The organism is Kitasatospora hibisci (genome assembly GCF_043950205.1).
Classification (GTDB): Bacteria; Actinomycetota; Actinomycetes; order Streptomycetales; family Streptomycetaceae; genus Kitasatospora; species Kitasatospora hibisci.
This window is the reverse complement of sequence record NZ_CP171642.1, coordinates 6,505,196-6,525,062: the sequence shown is the minus strand read 5'-3', so window position 1 is coordinate 6,525,062 and position 19,867 is coordinate 6,505,196. Positions and strand designations below refer to the sequence as shown.

18 protein-coding genes are annotated in these 19,867 nt (G+C 73.3%); 2 read left to right on the top strand and 16 right to left on the bottom strand.

The window, feature by feature from the left end; genetic code table 11:
* Positions 1-5: 5 nt before the first annotated feature.
* The 12 genes from ACF9IK_RS28660 to ACF9IK_RS28605 all read right to left on the bottom strand — a co-directional run bounded on the left by ACF9IK_RS28660 (position 6) and on the right by ACF9IK_RS28605 (position 12,823).
* On the bottom strand, positions 6-707 hold the full coding sequence (locus tag ACF9IK_RS28660) for an AAA family ATPase (RefSeq protein WP_395296967.1): 702 nt from the start codon (positions 705-707) through the stop codon (positions 6-8).
* Positions 708-1,087: 380 nt separating this feature from the next.
* Positions 1,088-1,528 carry a type II 3-dehydroquinate dehydratase gene (gene aroQ / locus ACF9IK_RS28655; protein WP_395296966.1) on the bottom strand — a complete coding sequence of 147 codons (441 nt, stop codon included), beginning with the start codon at positions 1,526-1,528 and terminating at the stop codon, positions 1,088-1,090.
* The gene (gene aroB, locus ACF9IK_RS28650) at positions 1,525-2,613 is read right to left on the bottom strand and encodes a 3-dehydroquinate synthase (protein ID WP_395296965.1); all 1,089 of its coding nucleotides are present in this window, start codon (positions 2,611-2,613) and stop codon (positions 1,525-1,527) included. Before aroB ends, aroQ begins: the two co-directional genes overlap by 4 nt.
* A complete protein-coding gene (locus ACF9IK_RS28645; RefSeq protein ID WP_395296964.1) occupies positions 2,606-3,127 on the bottom strand; it encodes a shikimate kinase in 522 nt (173 codons plus the stop codon). The genes aroB and ACF9IK_RS28645 overlap by 8 nt, the downstream gene beginning before the upstream one ends.
* Positions 3,124-4,308: a chorismate synthase gene (gene aroC / locus ACF9IK_RS28640; RefSeq protein WP_238861634.1), complete on the bottom strand. Its 1,185-nt coding sequence runs from the start codon at positions 4,306-4,308 to the stop codon at positions 3,124-3,126. The genes ACF9IK_RS28645 and aroC overlap by 4 nt, the downstream gene beginning before the upstream one ends.
* 244 nt (positions 4,309-4,552) lie before the next feature.
* Positions 4,553-5,383 (bottom strand): shikimate dehydrogenase, encoded by an 831-nt coding sequence (locus ACF9IK_RS28635; protein WP_395296963.1) that lies wholly within the window; start codon positions 5,381-5,383, stop codon positions 4,553-4,555.
* Between the two features lie 33 nt (positions 5,384-5,416).
* Positions 5,417-7,273 (bottom strand): endolytic transglycosylase MltG, encoded by a 1,857-nt coding sequence (gene mltG, locus ACF9IK_RS28630; RefSeq protein WP_395296962.1) that lies wholly within the window; start codon positions 7,271-7,273, stop codon positions 5,417-5,419.
* Between the two features lie 152 nt (positions 7,274-7,425).
* The gene (gene mltG, locus ACF9IK_RS28625; protein ID WP_395296961.1) at positions 7,426-8,652 is read right to left on the bottom strand and encodes an endolytic transglycosylase MltG; all 1,227 of its coding nucleotides are present in this window, start codon (positions 8,650-8,652) and stop codon (positions 7,426-7,428) included.
* Positions 8,653-8,744: 92 nt separating this feature from the next.
* Positions 8,745-9,233 (bottom strand): Holliday junction resolvase RuvX, encoded by a 489-nt coding sequence (gene ruvX, locus ACF9IK_RS28620; protein ID WP_395296960.1) that lies wholly within the window; start codon positions 9,231-9,233, stop codon positions 8,745-8,747.
* Positions 9,233-11,902 (bottom strand): alanine--tRNA ligase, encoded by a 2,670-nt coding sequence (gene alaS, locus ACF9IK_RS28615; protein WP_395296959.1) that lies wholly within the window; start codon positions 11,900-11,902, stop codon positions 9,233-9,235. Before alaS ends, ruvX begins: the two co-directional genes overlap by 1 nt.
* Positions 11,902-12,342 carry a DUF6167 family protein gene (locus tag ACF9IK_RS28610; RefSeq protein WP_238861621.1) on the bottom strand — a complete coding sequence of 147 codons (441 nt, stop codon included), beginning with the start codon at positions 12,340-12,342 and terminating at the stop codon, positions 11,902-11,904. The genes alaS and ACF9IK_RS28610 overlap by 1 nt, the downstream gene beginning before the upstream one ends.
* A 4-nt stretch (positions 12,343-12,346) precedes the next feature.
* Positions 12,347-12,823, bottom strand: a complete 477-nt coding sequence (locus ACF9IK_RS28605; protein ID WP_395296958.1) for a DUF948 domain-containing protein — start codon at positions 12,821-12,823, stop codon at positions 12,347-12,349.
* A 336-nt stretch (positions 12,824-13,159) separates the two neighbouring features.
* On the opposite strand from ACF9IK_RS28605, the gene ACF9IK_RS28600 reads away from it, so the two are divergent.
* Both ACF9IK_RS28600 and ACF9IK_RS28595 read left to right on the top strand, forming a co-directional pair.
* Complete coding sequence (locus ACF9IK_RS28600; RefSeq protein WP_395296957.1) at positions 13,160-15,292, top strand: ATP-binding protein; 2,133 nt, start codon at positions 13,160-13,162, stop codon at positions 15,290-15,292.
* A gap of 82 nt (positions 15,293-15,374) precedes the next feature.
* On the top strand, positions 15,375-15,701 hold the full coding sequence (locus ACF9IK_RS28595; protein WP_395296956.1) for a tetratricopeptide repeat protein: 327 nt from the start codon (positions 15,375-15,377) through the stop codon (positions 15,699-15,701).
* Between the two features lie 102 nt (positions 15,702-15,803).
* On the opposite strand, the gene rpsD is transcribed toward ACF9IK_RS28595, so the two are convergent.
* The 4 genes from rpsD to ppk2 all read right to left on the bottom strand — a co-directional run bounded on the left by rpsD (position 15,804) and on the right by ppk2 (position 19,752).
* Entirely contained in the window at positions 15,804-16,418 is a 615-nt protein-coding gene (gene rpsD / locus ACF9IK_RS28590) for a 30S ribosomal protein S4 (protein ID WP_395296955.1), read from the bottom strand.
* Positions 16,419-16,772: 354 nt separating this feature from the next.
* A complete protein-coding gene (locus ACF9IK_RS28585) occupies positions 16,773-18,122 on the bottom strand; it encodes a replication-associated recombination protein A (protein ID WP_395296954.1) in 1,350 nt (449 codons plus the stop codon).
* Between the two features lie 81 nt (positions 18,123-18,203).
* Positions 18,204-18,809, bottom strand: coding sequence for a hypothetical protein (locus ACF9IK_RS28580; protein WP_395296953.1), 606 nt, complete (start codon positions 18,807-18,809; stop codon positions 18,204-18,206).
* 160 nt (positions 18,810-18,969) lie between these two features.
* On the bottom strand, positions 18,970-19,752 hold the full coding sequence (gene ppk2 / locus ACF9IK_RS28575; protein WP_395298710.1) for a polyphosphate kinase 2: 783 nt from the start codon (positions 19,750-19,752) through the stop codon (positions 18,970-18,972).
* Between the last annotated feature and the right edge of the window lie 115 nt (positions 19,753-19,867).

Sequence of the window (19,867 nt, the reverse complement as noted above, 5' to 3'; positions counted from 1 at the left end):
AGGCCTCAGCGGACCGGGATGCCCATCAGTCGGGCCAGGATCGCCCGGTCCAGCTCGGCCGCGGTGGCGGCGACGTCCAGGTGGGAGTTGTCGATGATCGGCAGCCCGGAGTTGTACCAGCCGGCCATCCGCCCGTGGATCCGGGCCACCTCCTCGTCGCCGAGCCGGCGGTTGCCGCTGCGCCGGGCGTTGCGGCTGAGCACCGAGTCCAGGCTGGGCAGCAGCACGACCGGGATCATGCCGGGCCCGATGTGGCGCTTCCAGCCGCCGAGGCCGATGGCCGGGCGGTCGGGGAAGACGGCGTCGTCGATGATGCAGGAGATGCCGTTGGCGAGGTAGTTGCGGCAGGCGAAGCCGCAGGTGCGGCGGGCCAGCCGGTACTGCGCCTCGGAGGCGCTGTTCCAGCCGGACTGCGGGTTGGCGAAACCCGACTGCACCCACTCCCGGACGTCGTCCAGGCTGATGTGCGCGGTGGGCGTCCGGCGCCGCTCGGCCCAGTGCCGGGCGACCGTGGTCTTGCCCGCGCCGGCCGGGCCGATCAGCAGCACGGCCAGTGGTCCGGTCGGCGCGTGCGGCTGCGGCGGGTGGGCGGGGAGCTGCACGGGCGCGCCGGAGGGCAGCAGGAAGTGCCCGGTGCCACCGGCCGGCACGGATGCCGCGGTGGCGTGCGAGTGCCCGGGAGCGGAGGCCGACGTGGGCGCGGGCACCGGCCGGGGTCCGGCCGGGTGGCCGCCGTACGGGGACTGCCCGGACGAGGACTGGCCCGACGGGGACTGCCCGGACGAGGACTGCCCGGACTGGGACTGTGCGGACGAGGACTGCCCGGACTGGGACTGTGCGGACCGGACCGCGACCGGTCCGGTCTGCGGCACCCCGGCCGCCGACGAGGGCGGAGGCGGAGGCGGAGGCGGAGGAGCGGCGGTCGCGCTGCCCGGATACGGCGGGGCCGGCGGAGCGACGGGACGAGGGGGGACCTGTCCACCCTCGGTGTACTGCGCCACGGTCACCTCCCGACTTCTTTCAGCGGGGACACTACACGCCGGCCCGGCGGCGGGCACAGTCCGCCGCCGGGCCGTCCGAGCAGGCGTCAGCGCGTGGTGAGCTGCTCGGCGAGGGCGCGCAGGGCCAGTTCGTACGAACCGAGCCCGAATCCGGCGATCGTGCCGGAGGCCACCGCGGCGATCACCGAGGTGTGCCGGAAGGTCTCCCGGGCGTACGGGTTGGAGATGTGCACCTCGATCAGCGGGGCGGTCCGCTGGGCCGCGGCGTCCCGCATCGCGTACGAGTAGTGGGTGAAGGCTCCCGGGTTGATCACCACGGGCACCCGGCCGTCGGCCGCCTCGTGCAGCCACTCCACCATCCGCTGCTCGGAGTTGGTCTCGTGGACCTCGACCTCGAAGCCGAACTCCTTGCCGAGTGCGGTGCAGCGCTCGACCAGCCCGGCGTACGAGGTGGCGCCGTAGACGTCCGGCTCCCGGCTGCCGAGCCGGCCGAGGTTGGGGCCGTTGAGCACCATCACCCGGGTCATGCGGAGACCTCCGCGTAGGCGGCGACCAGCAGCGACGGGTCCGGGCCCTCCAGCACGGAGGTCTTGCCGAGACCGTCCAGCACGATGAAGCGGATCAGGTCGCCGCGCGACTTCTTGTCGATCTTCATGGCGTCCATCAGCTTCGGCCAGGCGTCCGCACGGTAGGTCAGCGGCAGGCCGACCGAGGCCAGCACGCTGCGGTGCCGGTCGGCCGTCTCGTCGTCCAGCCGGCCGGCCAGCCGGCCCAGCTCTGCGGCGAAGACCATGCCGATCGAGATCGCGGCGCCGTGCCGCCACTTGTACCGCTCGTTGCGCTCGATGGCGTGGCCGAGGGTGTGGCCGTAGTTGAGGATCTCGCGCTGTCCGGACTCCTTGAGGTCCCCGGAGACCACGTCGGCCTTGACCTGGACGGCCCGCCGGATCAGCTCCACGGTGTGCGGGCCGGCCGGGGTCTTGGCGCCCTCCGGGTCGGTCTCGATCAGGTCGAGAATGACCGGGTCGGCGATGAAGCCGCACTTGATCACCTCGGCGAGTCCGGACACGTAGTCGTGCCTGGGCACGGTCTCCAGGGTGCCGAGGTCCGCCAGCACGCCCACCGGCGGGTGGAAGGCGCCGACCATGTTCTTGCCCTCGGCGATGTTGATGCCGGTCTTGCCGCCGACGGCCGCGTCGACCATGCCGAGCAGCGTGGTGGGCATCGAGATCCAGCGGACCCCGCGCAGCCAGGTCGCGGCGACGAAGCCGGCCAGGTCGGTGGTGGCGCCGCCTCCGATGCCGACGATCACGTCGCTGCGGGTGAAGCCGGTCTGGCCGAGCACCGACCAGCAGTACGCGGCGACCTCGGCGCTCTTCGCGTCCTCGGCGTTGGGCACCTGGAGGGCGATCGCCTCGTAGCCCTCGCCGAGCAGGTCCTCGCGGACGGCGTCGGCGGTGGCGGCCAGCGCCTCCGGGTGGATCAGGGCGACCCGCTTGGCCCGGGTGCCGATCATCGGCGCCAGCTCGCCGAGCAGCTGGTGCCCGATCAGCACGTCGTACGGGTCGTGGCCGGCGCTGCCGCCGACGTGAATCCTGACGATGTCAGTCATGGGGGGTCTTCAGCTCCAGTGCTTCCAGTACGGCGTCCGCCACCTGCTCGGGGGTGCGGCCGGCGGTGTCGACGACGGCGGTGGCCACCTCCAGGTAGAGGGGGCGGCGGGCCTCCATCAGCTCGCGCCAGCGGGCCCGGGGGTTGACGGCCAGCAGCGGGCGCGGCGCGTCCAGACCGACCCGCTTGACGGCGTCGGCCAGCGGGACCTCCAGGAAGACCACCGGCAGCTCGCGCAGCAGTTCCCGGGTGGCCTCGGCCATCACCGCGCCGCCGCCGAGGGCGAGCACCCCGGCGTGGCCCGCGGCGGCGGCGCTGACGGCCCGCACCTCCAGCTCGCGGAAGTGCGGTTCGCCCTCGTCCACGAAGATGTCGGGGATGGGCTTGCCCGCCGTCTCCTCGATGTCCGCGTCGGTGTCCCGGAAGCCGACGCCCAGGCGGTCGGCCAGCGCCCGCCCGACGGTGGACTTGCCACTGCCGGGCGGGCCGACCAGGACGACCAGGGGTGCGGTCATCGGACGATCAGGTTGTCCAGGTAGCCCTGGACGTTGCGGCGGGTCTCGGAGACGTGGTCGCCGCCGAACTTCTCGCTCACCGCGTCGGCCAGCACCAGGGCCACCATCGCCTCCGCGACGATGCCCGCCGCCGGCACCGCGCAGACGTCGGAGCGCTGGTGGTGGGCCTTGGCGGGCTCGCCGGTGCGCACGTCCAGGGTCTGCAGGGCGCGCGGGACGGTCGCGATCGGCTTCATCGCGGCGCGCACGCGCAGCAGCTCGCCGGTGGACAGGCCGCCCTCGGTGCCGCCGGAGCGGCCGGAGGTGCGCTTGACGCCCTCGGGGGTCGGGACGATCTCGTCGTGGGCCTTGGAACCGGGGACGCGGGCCAGCTCGAAGCCGTCGCCGACCTCGACGCCCTTGATCGCCTGGATGCCCATCAGCGCCGCGGCGAGGCGGGCGTCAAGCCGGCGGTCCCAGTGGACGTGCGAGCCGAGGCCCACCGGCACGTTGTAGGCGAGCACCTCGACCACGCCGCCGAGGGTGTCGCCGTCCTTGTGCGCCTGGTCGATCTCGGCGACCATCGCCTTCGAGGCGTCGGCGTCCAGGCAGCGCACCGGGTCCTCGTCCAGCCGGGCCTCGTCGGAGGGCAGCGGGAGCACGCCGGCCGGGGCCTTGGCCGCGGCCAGCTCGACCACGTGGCTGACGATCTCGATGCCGCAGGTCTCCTTGAGGTACGCGCGGGCGACGGCGCCGAGCGCCACCCGGGCGGCCGTCTCGCGGGCGCTGGCGCGCTCCAGGATCGGGCGGGCCTCGTCGATCGAGTACTTCTGCATGCCGGCCAGGTCGGCGTGGCCGGGGCGCGGACGGGTCAGCGCCTCGTTGCGGGCCAGGCCGGCCAGCACCTCGGGGTCGACCGGGTCGGCCGACATGACCTGCTCCCACTTCGGCCACTCGGTGTTGCCGACCATGATCGCCACCGGGCTGCCCATGGTCTCACCGTGCCGGACACCGCCGAGGAAGGTGACCTCGTCCTGTTCGAACTTCATCCGCGCGCCGCGACCGTAGCCGAGCCGACGGCGCGCCAGGGCGTCCGCCACCGCGGCGGTGGTGACCGGGACACCGGCCGGCAGGCCCTCCAGCGTCGCGACGAGTGCGGGGCCGTGCGACTCCCCCGCCGTCAGCCAGCGCAACGTACCCAACGGAGCTCCTTCATCAGCGGACCGGCGCGGCCGGAGCCGCGACCCGCCCGGGCGTGCCATGTCGTCCCCCGAATCCTTTCATGCTCCGGGCGCCCCGGGCCGCCCAGTCCGGGTGACGGACAGCAACCTGCCGACCTGCGGACACCGCCGCCGGGCGGTCCGGGCCGCCCGGGCGCGCACCGGGGCGGTCACGACAAGCCGCCGCGGCGCGCCGGGGCGCCCCACGGGCCGCCCGGGGAACGGGTCAGCGCGCGGCCAGTGCGGCCTCACCGGCGGCCCGGATCGCCGCCAGCGGGCCCGGCGTCCGGCCGGTGAAGAGCTCGTTCTGCAACACGGCCTGGTGCACCAGCAGGTCGAGCCCGCCCAGCACGGTGGCGCCGCGCTCCGAGCAGGCGGTGGCCAGCGCCGTCGGCCACGGGTGGTACAGCACGTCGAACAGCGCGCCGGGGGCGGCCGGCAGCCGCTCGGCGAAGGCGTCGGTCGCGCCGGCCGGCGTGGTGGAGACGGTGAGCGGCCGGCCGAGCGCCTCGGCGCCGCGCTCCCAGTCGGCGGTACGGACGGCCACGCCCAGCCGTTCGCCCAGCTCGACCATCTCGCGGGCCCGCTCCGGGCTGCGGACGTAGACGGTCACCTCGCCGGTGCAGACCTGGGCCAGCGCCGCCAGCGCCGAGGAGGCGGTGGCCCCGGCCCCGAGCACCGCCGCGCCCCCGACCTCGGTGATCCCGCGCTCGCGCAGCGCGTTCACCAGCCCGGGGACGTCGGTGTTGTCGCCGACCCGCCGCCCGTCGGCGGTGAACACCACCGTGTTCACCGCCTCGACCGCGCGCGCGGTGGAGCTCACCTCGTCGAGCAGCGGGATCACCGCCCGCTTGAGCGGCATGGTGAGCGAGAGCCCGGCCCACTGTGCCTCGTCCAGCCCGGCGACGAAGCCGGGCAGCCCGGCCTCGTCCACCTCGAAGCGGTCGTAGCGCCAGCCGTCCAGCCCGAGCGCCGCGAAGGCGGCCCGGTGCAGGTCCGGCGAGAGCGAGTGGGTGATCGGCGAGCCGAGGACGGCCGCGCGGTGCTTGCTGGTCAACGCTGGTTCTCCGTGAACGACTCGCCGCGAGGGCTACTTGGCGCTGGTGCAGTGACCGCGTGCCTTGTCGTAGGCCTGGCCCGCCGCCTTGCAGTACTCCTCGACGTTGGCCGCGTGCTCCTTGTCCGTCTCCGCGAAACGGGTCTCGGTCGGGGACATGGCGATGAAGTACAGCCACTTGCCGTCCGCGGGGTTGAGCACCGCCTTGAGGGCGTCCTCGCCCGGGTTGGAGATCGGCCCGGGCGGCAGGCCCTGGTTGATGTAGGTGTTGTACTTGTTCGACCCGTCGTCGATGTCCTTCTTGTCCAGCTGCTTGCGGCCGAGCGAGTACTGCAGCGTGGTGTCCATGCCGAGCCGGTGCTTGACGATGCCGTCGTCCGCCAGACGGTTCTGGATGGTCCGGGCCATCTTGGCGAAGTCCGCCGAGTTGTTGCCCTCGGCCTGCAGGATGCTGGCCTCGATGACCACCTCGTAGCCGTTCTTCAGGCCGATCTTCGAGGCCTCGCCGTCCAGGTTCGCGTAGCGCTCGGTGGCGTTCTTGACCATCTCCTTGAGCAGCTCCTCGGGCTTCATGCCCTCCGAGATGGAGTAGCGGGTCGGCCAGAGGAAGCCCTCGATGTTGCCGTTGGCGTACGCGGGCAGGCCGAGGCTGCCGACCTGGGCCTTGGCGACGCCCGCCGTGGTGCCCTTCTGCAGCTTCAGCTTGTCGTCGATCTTGGCGTAGGTCGCGGCGGCGGTCAGCCCCTCCTGGAGGATCAGCTTGTCGCCGCCGTTGGCCTCCACCAGGTTCTGCACGGCGGCCTCGGCCGACATCTCCCGGGGCATGGTGTAGGTGCCCCACTGGATGGTGATGCACTTCGGGTTCTTGTCGCACGCCTGGGTGAAGGCCTCGACGCTCTTGACCACGCCGGCCTGCTTGAGCGTCGCACCCATCTGGCTGCCCACGGCGCCCTGCTTGATCTCGACCTTGACCGTGCCGCTGCCCTGGCCGACGAAGTCCGGCGGCGGGCCGAAGTGGTCCTGGTAGAAGCCGTAGCCCCACCAGCCGGCGCCGGCCACAGCGCCCGTCAGGACCAGCGCGACCAGCAGGCAGGCGCCGCCGTTGCGGCGGCCGGCCTTCTTGCCCTTCTCCTTGCGCTTCTTCTTGCCCTCGCGGGACTCGTCCTCCTCGCCGAGGAAGCCGCCCCGCTCGTCCTCGCCGTAGCCGTCCTCCTGGCCGTCCCAGTCGTCCTCGGCCTCGGCGGCCGCCTCGGCCGGGGCGGCCCCGGCCTCCAGTGCCGCGGCCTCGGCCTCCCAGTCGATCCCGTCCGAACCGGGCCCGGCCGCAGGCTCGGACGCGGCCCGCCGCCCGCGCGGCTGCGGCGCACCGGCCGGCGGCGCCTCCTGCGGCGCCTGCTGCTGGAAGCCCTGCTGGCCCGGCTGGGCCTGGGGCTGCCCTTGCTGGACCTGCCCCTGCTGCTGGAAGCCCTGCTGGCCCGGCTGCTGGTAGCCCGGCTGCTGGAACCCCTGCTGACCGTAGCCCTGCTGCTGGCCCTGGTACCCCTGCTGGCCGGGGAAGCCCTGATCCTGCTGCGGGTAGCCCTGCTGGCCGGCGCCGTACGGCTGCTGGCCCTGCGGGAACTGCTGCCCGCCGTACTGCTGCGGCTGCTGAGGCTGGCCGCCCGGGTACCCCTGCTGCTGGTAGCCCTGCTGGGGATAGCCCTGCGGCTGCTGGTAGCCCTGCTGCGCGTACCCCTGCTGACCGCCGCCGTACTGCTGCGGCTGCTGGGACTGCTGCTGCCACTGCCCGTCCTGCTGTCCGGGGACCGGCTGCTGGCCGCCGTACCCGGGATCACCGGGGTGCCACGGCTCGGAGCCCTGGGGGCCGTAGCCCCGACCCAGATCGGTCATTGATCCCCTTACACCGACGGAGACGGCCGGAGGATCGGACCGGCCGTCCCGGGACGGCGTCCCGGTTGTTTCTCGAACCGGCGTGCTACTGCCACGCCTGGAGGGAGACGTTACCGTACCGCAGACCCGCCGCCGGGCCGAGCCGACGGCCGTCAGTGCCCGCCCGACCCCGACGGCGTCCCGGCCGACGCCCCGGCCGAAGCGCTCGGCTGCGCCGATGCCGACCGGTTGGCGTTGAACTCCGCCACGTTGCGCTGCTGCACCTCGAAGCTGTCGGTGAAGCGGGTGTCCCCCGGCTTCACGGTGACGAAGTAGAGCCAGTCCCCCTGCGCCGGGTCCACGGCCGCCATGATCGCCTGGCGCCCCGGGTTGGAGATCGGCGTGGGCGGCAGCCCCGCGTGCAGGTAGGTGTTGTAGGGGGAGTCCAGCCTGGTGTCGGTCACCGTGGTGTTCAGGGTCGAGCGCCCGAGCGCGTAGTTGATGGTGGAGTCCAGTTGCAGCGGCATGTTCTTCGCCAGCCGGTTGTAGATGACCCGGGCCACCTTGGCCATGTCCTCGGTGTTGTCGGCCTCGCCCTGGACCATGCTCGCGATGGTCACCAGCCCGTAGAGGTTCTGGCCGAGGTTCTGCGCGACCACGTCCGCGTCGTCCCGGGCGAACTCCTTGCCCGCCCGTTCCACCATCTGCTTCAGCAGGTCCACCGCCGTGGTGCCGTCGGTGACGCTGTACGTCGCGGGGAAGAGGTACCCCTCCGCGCTGCCCTTGGCGAACTCCGGCAGACCCAGCTCCGCGGCCTGCTCCTGCGCGGTGCGCTGCGCGGTGCCCTCGGGAAGGTTCAGCTTCTTGTCGATCGCGGCGAAGATCTGGCTGCCGCGCCACCCCTCGGGGATGGTCAGGCCGTTGGCGTTGGCCGGGTCGACCAGGATCGCCAGCGCCGCCGCGGCCGACATCCGCCGCTTGAGCGTGTAGGTGCCTGGCTGGATGCGCCCGGCTGCGGCCGCGCTGCCCTTGGCCGCCCGGGTGAACGCCAGCGAACTGGCCACCACGCCGTTGCGCACCAGCGCCGAGGCGATCTGGGTGAGGCCCGCGCCCTCGGGCACCGAGACCTGCACCTCCCCGTTTCCGGGCCCCGCGTAGTCGGCGGCCGCCGGGGGCCTGCGCTGGCCGTCCAGCCAGCTGTACCCGGCCAGGCCGATCCCTCCGAAGACGGCGATCAGGGCCAGCGCGGTCAGACCGCAGGCCAGGCTGTTGCGCCGTCGGTGCGGATCCGGCGGGTCGTGGTGCGGACGGGGCACGCCCGGAGGCCTGCCCTCCGGTTCCAGCACCGGCGCACCGAGGTGGCCGGGGGTCAGTCCGGGCGTGAAGTCCTGGTCGGTCACTGCGCCCCCTCGGCGGTCCCGGAAGCGGAAAGCGAGGGGCCCGTGCGGACGCGTCCGCACGGGCCCCTCACCGGGACGTTAGAGCAGGCCGGTCAGCCGGCCGCCTCGACGCTCTCACCGGGGGGCCGTCCGCTCACCCGTTCGGCTTCAAGTGCCGACTGGAGGATCACCACCGCGGCGGCCTGGTCGACCACCGAGCGGCCCTTCTTCGCCTTGACCCCGGAGGCCCGCAGGCCGTGGGTCGCGGTGACGGTGGACATCCGCTCGTCCACCAGCCGCACCGGCACCGGGTAGACCCGGTTGGCGAGCCGGGCCGCGTAGGCGCGGACCTTCTCCGCCGCCGGCCCCTCCTTGCCGCTGAGCGAGCGCGGCAGGCCGACGATCACCTCGATCGCGCCGTACTCGTCGACGATCGCGCCGATCCTGGCCTGGGACTTCACCCCGGCGGGGACGGTCTCCACCGGCGTGGCGAGCACCCCGTCGGGGTCGCAGGACGCGACCCCGATCCGGGCGTCACCGACGTCGACGGCGATCCGGCGCCCACGCCGGAAGGGCCGCTCCTCGACCTGGGGCTCGTCCATCAGGAGGCGCGCTCCGCGACCAGGCCGCGCACCGCGGCGATGGCCTCACCGACCGCGGCCGGGTTGGAGCCGCCGCCCTGGGCGACGTCGTCCTTGCCGCCACCTCCGCCGCCGAGGGTCTTGGCGGCGACCCGGACCAGCTCGCCGGCCTTGATGCCACGGCCGCGGGCGTCCTCGGTGGTGGCGATCACGGTCAGCGGGCGGTCGTTGGCCACGGTGAAGGCGGCGACCACGGCCGCGCGCGAGCCGAGGCGGCCGCGCACGTCCAGGACCAGCTTGCGCAGCTCGTCCGCGCCGGTGCCGTCGGCGACCTGGGCGGCGACCACGGCGATGCCGTGGACGTCCTCGGCCGAGTCGGCCAGGCCCGCCGCAGCGGCCAGCACCTTCTCGGCGCGGAAGCGCTCGATCTCCTTCTCGGCGTCCTTGAGCTTGGCGAGCATGCCCGAGATCTTCTCCGGCAGCTCCTCCGGGCGGCCCTTGACCAGCTCGGTGAGCTGGGAGACCACGGTGTGCTCGCGGGCCAGGAACTTGTACGCGTCGACGCCGACCAGCGCTTCGACGCGGCGCACGCCGGAGCCGATCGAGGACTCGCCGAGCAGCTTCACCAGGCCCAGCTGGGCGGTGTTGCCGACGTGGGTGCCACCGCAGAGCTCCTTGGAGAAGTCGCCGATGGTGACGACCCGCACCTCGTCGCCGTACTTCTCGCCGAACATCGCGATGGCGCCGGCCTTGCGAGCCTGATCCATCGTCATGACCTCGGCGGTGACGTCGAGTTCGCGGCCCAGCACATCGTTGATCTTCTGCTCGACGTCGACCAGCACGGTGCCCGGCACCGCGGCGGGCGAGCCGAAGTCGAAGCGGAAGCGGCCGGGGGCGTTCTCGGAGCCGGCCTGGGCGGCCGTCGGGCCGAGCGCGTCGCGCAGCGCCTGGTGGGTCAGGTGGGTGGCCGAGTGCGCGCGGGCGATCGCCCGCCGGCGGTCGGTGTCGATCGTGGCGTACGCCGAAGCGCCGAGCACGACCTCACCGAAGAGCACGCCGCCGGAGTGCACGATGACACCCGGGACGGGCTGCTGCACGTCGCGGATCTCGACGACCGCGCCGGACTCCAGCCGGATCCGGCCGTGGTCGGCGAGCTGGCCGCCGCCCTCGGCGTAGAACGGGGTGCGGTCGAGGATGATCTCGACCTCGTCGCCCTCGGAGGCGGCCGGCGCCGGGACGCCGTCCACCAGCAGGCCGACCACGGTGGCCTCGCCCTCGGTGAGGGAGTAGCCGGTGAAGACGCTGGCGCCGGACTTGTCGGCGACCTCGCGGTACGCGGCGACGTCGGCGTGGCCCATCTTCTTGGCCTTCGCGTCCGCCTTGGCGCGGTCGCGCTGCTCCTGCATCAGGCGGCGGAAGCCGGCCTCGTCCACCTGGAGGCCCTGCTCCTCGGCCATCTCCAGGGTGAGGTCGATCGGGAAGCCGTAGGTGTCGTGCAGCTTGAACGCCTGCTCGCCCGAGAGCACCGCGCCGCCGGCCTGCTTGGTCTCGGTGACCGCGGTGTCCAGCAGATTGGTGCCGGCCTTCAGCGTCTGCAGGAAGGTGTTCTCCTCGCCGACGACGACCGTCTCGATGCGCTTGCGGTCGGTCTCCAGCTCGGGGTACTGCGGGGCCATCGCCTTGACGGCGATGTCGATGAGCTCCTTGGCCACCGGCTCGGTGGCGCCCAGCAGGCGCATGTTGCGGATCGCGCGGCGCAGGATGCGGCGCAGCACGTAGCCGCGGCCCTCGTTGCCGGGGGTGACGCCGTCGCCGACCAGCATCAGGGCGGTGCGGATGTGGTCGGTGACCACGCGCAGCGAGACGTCCGACTTGTGGTCGGCGCCGTAGGTGTGGCCGGTCAGCTCGGCGGCGCGGTCGAGGATCATCCGACTGGTGTCGATCTCGAAGAGGTTGTCGACGCCCTGCAGGATGGCGGCGAGGCGCTCCAGGCCGAGGCCGGTGTCGATGTTCTTGCTCGGCAGGTCGCCGAGGATCTCGAACCCGTCCTTGCCGTCGCCGTGGCCGCGCTCGTACTGCATGAAGACCAGGTTCCAGATCTCCAGGTAGCGCTCGCCGTTGACGGCCGGGCCGCCCTCCTCGCCGTACGCGGGGCCGCGGTCGTAGTTGATCTCCGAGCACGGGCCGCACGGGCCGGGGACGCCCATCGACCAGAAGTTGTCCTTCATACCGAGGCGCTGGATGCGCTCGGCGGGCACGCCGATGACGTCCCGCCAGATCTGCTCGGCCTCGTCGTCGTCCTTGTAGACGGTGATCCAGAGCTTCTCCGGCTCCAGGCCGTAGCCGCCGTCCGCGACGGGAGTGGTGAGCAGCTCCCAGGCGAACTTGATGGCGCCTTCCTTGAAGTAGTCGCCGAAGGAGAAGTTGCCGCACATCTGGAAGAAGGAGCCGTGCCGGGTGGTCTTCCCGACCTCCTCGATGTCCAGGGTGCGCACGCACTTCTGGACGCTGGTGGCGCGCGAGAACTGCGGCTTGACCTCGCCCAGGAAGTACGGCTTGAAGGGCACCATGCCGGCGTTGACGAGCAGCAGGGTGGGGTCGTCGGCGACCAGGGACGCCGACGGAACGACGGTGTGGCCGCGCTCCTCGAAGAAGCGCAGCCAGCGGCGGCGGATCTCTGCCGACTCCATTAGTGGTCCTTCCGGTTCGGGGTACCGCCCTGCTGCGGCAGCGCGCGGCGGGGCGTCTTTTCGATGGCTGGGGTGGGGCGGGCACCGTTCGACGATGCGCGGGCACTGCTGGACGGAGGCAGGGCGGCGGCCGGGCTACCGGGCGCCGCCGAGATAGCTCGGTACTGCGGCTCGCCGCGCAGCACCCGCCGGCGGCGGGGCTCGACGACGGCGGTGCCGTCCAGTCCGAGGTCCTCGCGCAGCTGGTCCTCGCGCTCGGCCATGCCGGCCTTCACGTCCTGGGCGAACTGCTTGGCGAGGTCGCCCAGGTGCAGCGCACCGCGCGCGGCGGTGCCGGAGAGGCTGTCCGGGGTGAGCCGGTGGACGGCCTCGTTGGCCTTGTTCATGGCCCAGACGGTGGCGCCGGCGCCGACCGCCATCCAGAAGATGCGTCGAACCATGCCGTCAGCCCCTCACCGCGCGCCGGACCCGGGCGAGCAGACCGCTCCTGGGCGCGGTCGCCGCACGCACCTCGGCCCGGATCAGCCGGGCCAGCTCCTCGCGCTCGCCCGGCTGGGAGGGCAGCGTCAGGGTGCCGTTCTGCTTGGCGACCGCCTTGCGGACGCCGTAGCTGAAGGCCGCGACCTTGACCAGCGGCCCGCCCAGGGTGGCCGCGACGGTGGAGGAGAGCGCGTTGGCGTTGGCAGCCGCGTCCTGGACGTTGGCGGTGATCTCGTCCACCCGCTCCAGCTGCTGGTTCGCGCTGCGCACCGCGGCGCCCGCCTCGGTCAGCAGCGGCACGGCCTGCTCGGTGACGGCGGAGACCAGGACGGTGGCCTCCTTGAGCACCCGCGAGAGGCGGACCAGCACCACGGCGAGCAGGGTGACCAGGACCGCCCAGAAGACGGCTACGAGCAAGCCGGCCAGCTCTCCCACGGACACCTTGTGCGCTCCCTCGCCTTGCTGTTCTCCGGAAGGAACCCTATCGCGACCATGACCGGTTTCCGGACCGGGTTGTGCCGCCCGCGCCGCCCGGGTCCGCCCCGGTCCTTCCCCGGTCCGCGCGGCCCGTCCGGTCGGATGTGCGATCGGCGCGCGTAACCCACCGCTCGGTCACCTCGTTCCACCGGGCGGACCGCCGCCGATGCGGTCCGCCGCGCGCCCGGACCAGCGGGGTCCGGGCCCTGACCCGGGGAGCAGCGCTTGGCCGGCGACTCGACAGCGGATCCGAGAAGGGCGTCGGCACAGGGGCCGGCGCCGGCCGGCCTCCCGGCGGAGGTGACCAGCTTCGTCGGGCGGCACCGGGAGCTGACCGAGCTGGCCGGGCTGCTCGCCGCGGCCCGGCTGGTGACGGTGACCGGCCCGGGCGGGGTCGGCAAGAGCCGGCTGGCGCTGCGCGCCGCGGCCCGCGCGGCGGGCGCCTTCCCGGACGGCACCCGGCTGGTCGAGCTCTCCGCGGTGCAGGACCCGCTGCTGCTCGGGCACGCCGTGCTGGAGGCACTGCGACTGACCGACGGCACCGCCCGGCCGCCACTGGACGTGCTCACCGAGCAGTTGGCCGGGCAGCGGCTGCTGATCGTGCTGGACGGTTGCGAGCACCTGGTGCCGGCCTGCGCGGAGCTGACCGAGGCGCTGCTGCGGGCGCTGCCGGGCCTGCGGGTGCTGGCCACCAGCCGGGCGGAGCTGCGGGCGGCGGGCGAGCACCTGTACACCCTGGCACCGCTGCCGGTCGGCCCGGTGCTGCCGGGCCCGCTGCCGGACGCGGTGCGGCTGTTCGCCGACCGGGCGCGCGCGGCGGTGCCGGGCTTCGAGGTCACCCCTGCGAACGCAGGGGGGATCGCCCAGCTCTGCCGCCGGCTCGACGGCATCCCGCTGGCGGTGGAACTGGCGGCCGGGCGGCTGCGCGCGCTCTCGGTGGAGCAGATCACCGCCCGGCTGGACGACCGGTTCCGGCTTCTCACCGGTGGCAGCAGAACGGCGCTGCCGCGCCACCAGACGCTTCGAACGACGATCGGCTGGAGTCACGAGCTCTGCACGGTGCAGGAACGTTTACTCTGGGCGCGCCTCTCGGTCTTCGCAGGCGTCTTCGACCTGGAGGCCGCCGAGTACGTCTGCGCCGGCGGGGGCCTGGAGCCGGACGACCTGCTCGACCTGGTGTCCGAACTCGTCGGCAAGTCCGTCGTGCTGCGCGAGGAGAGCCCCTTCGGCGTCCGCTTCCGGCTGCTCGACACGCTGCGCGAGTACGGCCTGCACTGGCTGCGCGCCGCCGGCGAGGAGCGGCAGCTGCTGCGCCGCCACCGGGACTGGTACCTCGGGGTGGCCACCTGGGGCGAGGTCGAGTGGTTCGGGCCCCGGCAGGCGGAGACCGCCGAGCGCACCGGTCTGGCCCACGCCAACCTCCGGGCGGCGCTGGAGTTCTGCCTCGCCGAACCGGGCGAGGAGCAGCTGGCCCTGCTGCTGGCCGGCACGCTCTGGTTCTACTGGGTCGGCTGCGGCCACCTCGGGGAGGGCCGGCACTGGCTCGACCGCGCGCTGGCGCTCGCCCCCGAGCCGACCGAGGCGCGGGCCAAGGCGCTCTGGGTCACCGGGTACATGGCCACCCTCCAGGGCGACCTGCCGGCCGCCCGCCCGGCACTGGAGGAGTGCCGCCGTCAGGCGCTGGACACCGGGGACGACCGGGCCCTCGCCTACGCCGTCCACCGACAGGGCTGTGCGGCGCTGATCGGTGACGAGCCGGTCCGGGCCGCCGAACTGTTCGAGGAGGCGCTCTGGCACTACCGGACCATCGGCGAGCTCAACAGCAACGTCCTGATGGCCATGTTCGAGCTGGGCATCGCCTACCTCTTCCAGGGCGACCGGGAGAGCGGCGAGCTCTGGCTGGCCCGGGTCCGCGAGCTCTGCGAGGAACACGGCGAGCAGTGGGCGTACGCGTACGGGCTCTACGCACTGGCGTACTCGCACTGGATGAACGGCGAGGTCCGGCTGGCGCGGGCGCAGGCCCGGGAGAGCGTGCGGCTGAACCACCTCTTCCACGACCTGCTCGGCATCGTGCTGGCGATCGACCTGCTCGCCCTGCTGGAGACCGAGCCGACCGGACCGGGCACGCCGGGCGACCTGCGTGAGGCCCGGGTCCTGCAGGGCGCGGCGCACCGGATCTGGCAGGCGGTGGGCAAGCCGTTCTTCGGCTCGCGCACCTTCAACGGGCCGCACCGGGACTGCGAGGAGCGGGCCCGGATCGGGCTGACCGAGCAGGAGTTCGCCGACTGCTTCGCCCTCGGCACCCGGCTCGACCTGGATGCGGCCGTGCACCGCGCGCTGGGCGGCGACGGCCGTCCGGACGGGCCGGGGCCGCTGCCCGGGCCCCGGGCCGCCCCGCCGGCGCCGCAGCCGGCCCCGGTCGGGAATAGTTGAATCTTGTCCGTTGCTGGAGCGGGCAGCACCACCCGGCGCCACCCCTCCCCCTCGGCGCCGGGCCGATCCGGAAGGAGCAGCCGTGGCCGTCCACACCACCGCCGACGAGTACCGCCTCGCGAAGTTCCACTTCGAGTCCAAGGCCTTCGCCGACGCGGCCCGCATGCTGGAGGGCGTCCTCGCCGAGGAGCCTGCCAACCTCTCGGTCCGGATGCTCCTGGCGCGCAGCTACTACCACTCGGCCCAGCTCTCCCGGGCCGAGGCCGAGTTGCGCCGGATCCTGGACGCCGACCCGGCGGAGGACTACGCCCGCCTGATGCTGGGGCGGACGCTCGAGCGCCAGGGCCGCGCCGAGGAGGCCCGCCCCCACCTGCGGCTCGCCGCCGCGATGACCGGCGGGGAGCTCTGACCACGAGCGGGGCGGACCCCCGTCCGCGGCCGGAAAGGCGTGAGCCCCGTCGCCGGGAAGGCGACGGGGCTCACTGGGTACGGCAGGCGTACCGCTCGCGGGTCAGCGCGAGTAGTACTCGACGACGAGCTGCTCGTCGCAGATCACCGGGACCTCCTTGCGCTGCGGCGCGCGGTCCAGGCGGAAGGCCAGGGCCTTCAGGTTGACCTCAAGGTACTTCGGGGTCTGGCCCTCGCCCGCGTAGCCACCCTCACGGGCGACCTGGAACGGGACCTTCTCCTTGCTGCGGTCGCGAACGGTCACGACGTAGCCCGGCTTCATCTGGAACGACGGCTTGTTGACCTTGCCACCGTTGACCTCGATGTGGCCGTGGACGACCATCTGGCGGGCCTGGTAGATGGTGCGGGCGATGCCCGAACGCAGCACCAGCGAGTCCAGACGGGTCTCCAGCTCGGCGACGAGCGCCTCACCGGTCTTGCCCTCGGCCTTCTTCGCGCGGTCGAACGCACGCGACAGCTGCTTCTCGCTCAGGTCGTACTGGGCGCGAAGACGCTGCTTCTCCAGCAGACGGACCTTGTAGTCCGAGTTCTGCTTGCGGCCACGGCCGTGCTGGCCGGGCGGGTACGGGCGGGCCTCGAAGTACTTGACGGACTTCGGGGTCAGCGGCACGCCGAGCGCACGCGCGATCTTGACCTTGGGACGCTTCTGGTTCGCCATGAACCAAACCTTCCTTGCTTACGAATACGGCTTCACCAGGTGTTGACGGAGGTCGCTCGTCGCGACCCGGAGAAAACCACGTCGCCTGCGCGATGCGGTCAGCCGCTCTCCGGAGCCGGGCACATGAGTGCTTGCACACGAGTGGCCCACCGAGCCTGGGCTGGTGGGCTGCACGCGACACCGAACCGGTGCGCGACGCTCCTGGGCCCCCGAGGGGGCCGACGCCGGTGCCCCGCTGGTGCGGCCGGTCGGTCAGGGTCACCCCTGCCGCCGTCCCGGGACACGGCACTTCCCGCCAGTGTACCTGCTCCTGCTCGCCCGCTCGGACCGCCCGCCTTGCACCGGCCCGGGCGGTCACTCCCCCTTCAGCCGGCCCCTGGTCCACTCGACGACGTCCGCGTAACGGGCCTCCCCGCCGCGCCGGGTCGGCCGGTAGTACTCCTTGCCGTGCACCGCGTCCGGCGCGTACTGCTGCGCCGCGATGCCCTCCGGCAGGTCGTGCGGGTACTGGTAGCCCTGCCCGTGCCCCAGCTTGCCCGCGCCGCCGTAGTGCGCGTCCCGCAGGTGCGGCGGGACCGCGCCCGCCAGACCCTGCCGGACGTCCGCCAGCGCCGCGTCGATCGCCAGGTAGGCGGCGTTGGACTTGGGTGCGAGGGCCAGCGCGATCGCCGCCTGGGAGAGGATGATCCGCGCCTCCGGGAAGCCGATCAGCGCCACCGCCTGGGCCGCCGCCACCGCCGTGGGCAGCGCGGTCGGATCGGCCAGGCCGACGTCCTCACTGGCCGAGATCATCAGCCGGCGCGCGATGAACCGCGGGTCCTCCCCCGCCTCGATCATCCGGGCCAGGTAGTGCAGCGTGGCGTCCACGTCGCTGCCCCGGATCGACTTGATCAACGCGCTGGCGACGTCGTAGTGCTGGTCCCCGTCCTTGTCGTAGCGCACCGCCGCGTGGTTCACCGCCGTCTCGGTGGTGGCCAGCGTGATGCTCTCCTCGCCCTTCTCCAGCGCCGCTCCGGCCGCCGCCTCCAGCGTGGTGAGCGCCCGCCGGGCGTCCCCGCCGGCCAGCCGGACCAGGTGGTCCTCGGCGTCCACGGACAGCTCCAGCGCGCCCTCCAGACCGCGTTCGTCGGCCACCGCACGGCGCAGCAGCGCGCGGACGTCCTCGTCGGTCAGCGACTCCAGGGTGAGCAGCAGGGAGCGCGACAGCAGCGGGGAGATCACCGAGAAGTACGGGTTCTCGGTGGTCGCGGCGATCAGGGTGACCCAGCGGTTCTCCACGGCGGGCAGCAGCGAGTCCTGCTGGGCCTTGGAGAAGCGATGGATCTCGTCCAGGAAGAGCACCGTCTCCTTGCCGCTCATGCCGACCGCGCGGCGGGCCCCGTCGATCACCGCGCGGACCTCCTTGACGCCCGCGGTGATGGCCGACAGCTCGACGAACCGGCCCTCGACCGCCTGGCTGATCACGTGGGCCAGCGTGGTCTTCCCGGTGCCGGGCGGGCCCCAGAGGATCACCGAACTGGTCGCCGCAGGGCCCCGAGAGCCGCCGACCAGGCGGCGCAGCGGGGATCCCGGCTTCAGCAGCTGCCGCTGCCCGGCCACCTCGTCGAGGGTCCGCGGGCGCATCCGCACGGCGAGTGGGGCCCGGCCGGGCTCCCTGGCCTGGCGTTCCTCGGCGGCGGCGGTGAAGAGGTCCGGTTCGTCCACACCGGAAGCCTATGCGAGGGCGCCGACAGCCCCCGCGCGGTCCGACGGGGGCCCGGTCCTGCCGCGCTCGCCGGACGGCGGCTACGAGCGCTCCAGCCGGACCACCTCGAACTCCTCCAGCGACCGGACGATCGCCCCGGTCGCGGCGGTCACCTTCGCCCGGGCCGCGGCCTGCGGCGCCCGGGAGGCCGCGAGCGCCGCCCGGTCGGCGAAGACCGCACCCACCGAGCCCCGCGCCACCGCCCGGTTGAGCAGCAGGGCGGCGCTGACGAAGCCGTCCATCTGCTGCAGGGCGGGCAGCGCACCGGCGCGGAAGCCCTCGACCAGCTCGTCACCGCGCTCGGGGTCGAAGTCGAACCGGACCAGCCGGAAGCCGCCCCCCGGGGCGACCGGGGCCGGCGGGGAGACGGCCGCGGCCTCCAGCACCTCGATGGCCGCAGAGCCCGCGAACTGCGCCAGCAGTTCGTCGCGGCGCTGCCGCAGCCGCTCGGCGCTGTCCCGCTCGTGCTGCGCACTGTCCCACCAGGAGCCCATCATGATCACGCCGAGCTCACGGTTGGCGAACAGCCCGTACCCGCGGTAGCCGGGCTGGGCGGAGAGCAGCCCGACGGACTCGGTGTCCAGCGCCCCCAGTGTCCGGTCGATGCGGCCGGGGTCGCCTGTGAAGTAGCCGGTGCGCACGTACATGGGGCGGGTCTCCTGACGTCGTCCGGGCGCCGCGGCGCCGCTGCCTTCGGGGCCACGTCCATCCGACGGCCTGGCACCGGCCGCGGCAACGCCACGGAGCCGTTCGGAGGAGCCGCAGCCGGGCCGCCGGCGCCGGCGGCGCCCCTCCTCCGACTCGCCGTCAGCCCAACCGCGCCGCATGGTCCGGCACGTACGTCTGCGCCTCCCGCGGCGGGCGCCGGTAGCCCCGGGAGGGCGGGCGCTCCGGCAGCTCGATCCGTGGCGGGTCCACCTCACGGTGCGGCAGGCCGGACAGCAGGTGGGCGATCATGTTGATCCGGGCCCGCCGCTTGTCGTCGCTCTCCACCACGTACCAGGGCGACTCCGGCGTGTCGGTGCGGGCGAACATCTCGTCCTTGGCGCGCGAGTAGTCCTCCCAACGGGTGATCGACTCCAGGTCCATCGGCGAGAGCTTCCACCGGCGCATCGGGTCCTCCAACCGGTCACGGAACCGCCGCTGCTGCTCGGTGTCGCTGACCGAGAACCAGTACTTGCGCAGCAGGATGCCCGACTCGATCAGCATCCGCTCGAACGTCGGGCACTGGTCCAGGAACTGCCGGTGCTCCTCGTCGGTGCAGAAGCCCATCACCTTCTCGACCCCGGCCCGGTTGTACCAGCTGCGGTCGAACAGCACGATCTCCCCGGCGGCCGGCAACTGCTCCACGTACCGCTGGAAGTACCACTGGGTGCGCTGGCGTTCGGTGGGCTTGGGGAGCGCGACGACCCGGGCGATGCGCGGGTTCAGAAACTCCGTCACCCGCTTGATCGCCCCGCCCTTGCCGGCCGCGTCGCGCCCCTCGAAGACGACCACCAGCCGGGCGCCCTCGGCACGCACCCACTCCTGGAGCTCCACGAGCTCGCGCTGGAGCCGCAGCAGCTCGCGCTCGTACGGCTTCCGCGCCAGCCGATCCGACGCACCGTCGGGCTCGCGCCTGTGCTGACGGCCGCGCTCACGGCTCTCCTTGGCTGCCACCGGGTGCCTCCGTTCGGCGGGGAACTGACGAACCCTCACCGTAGGC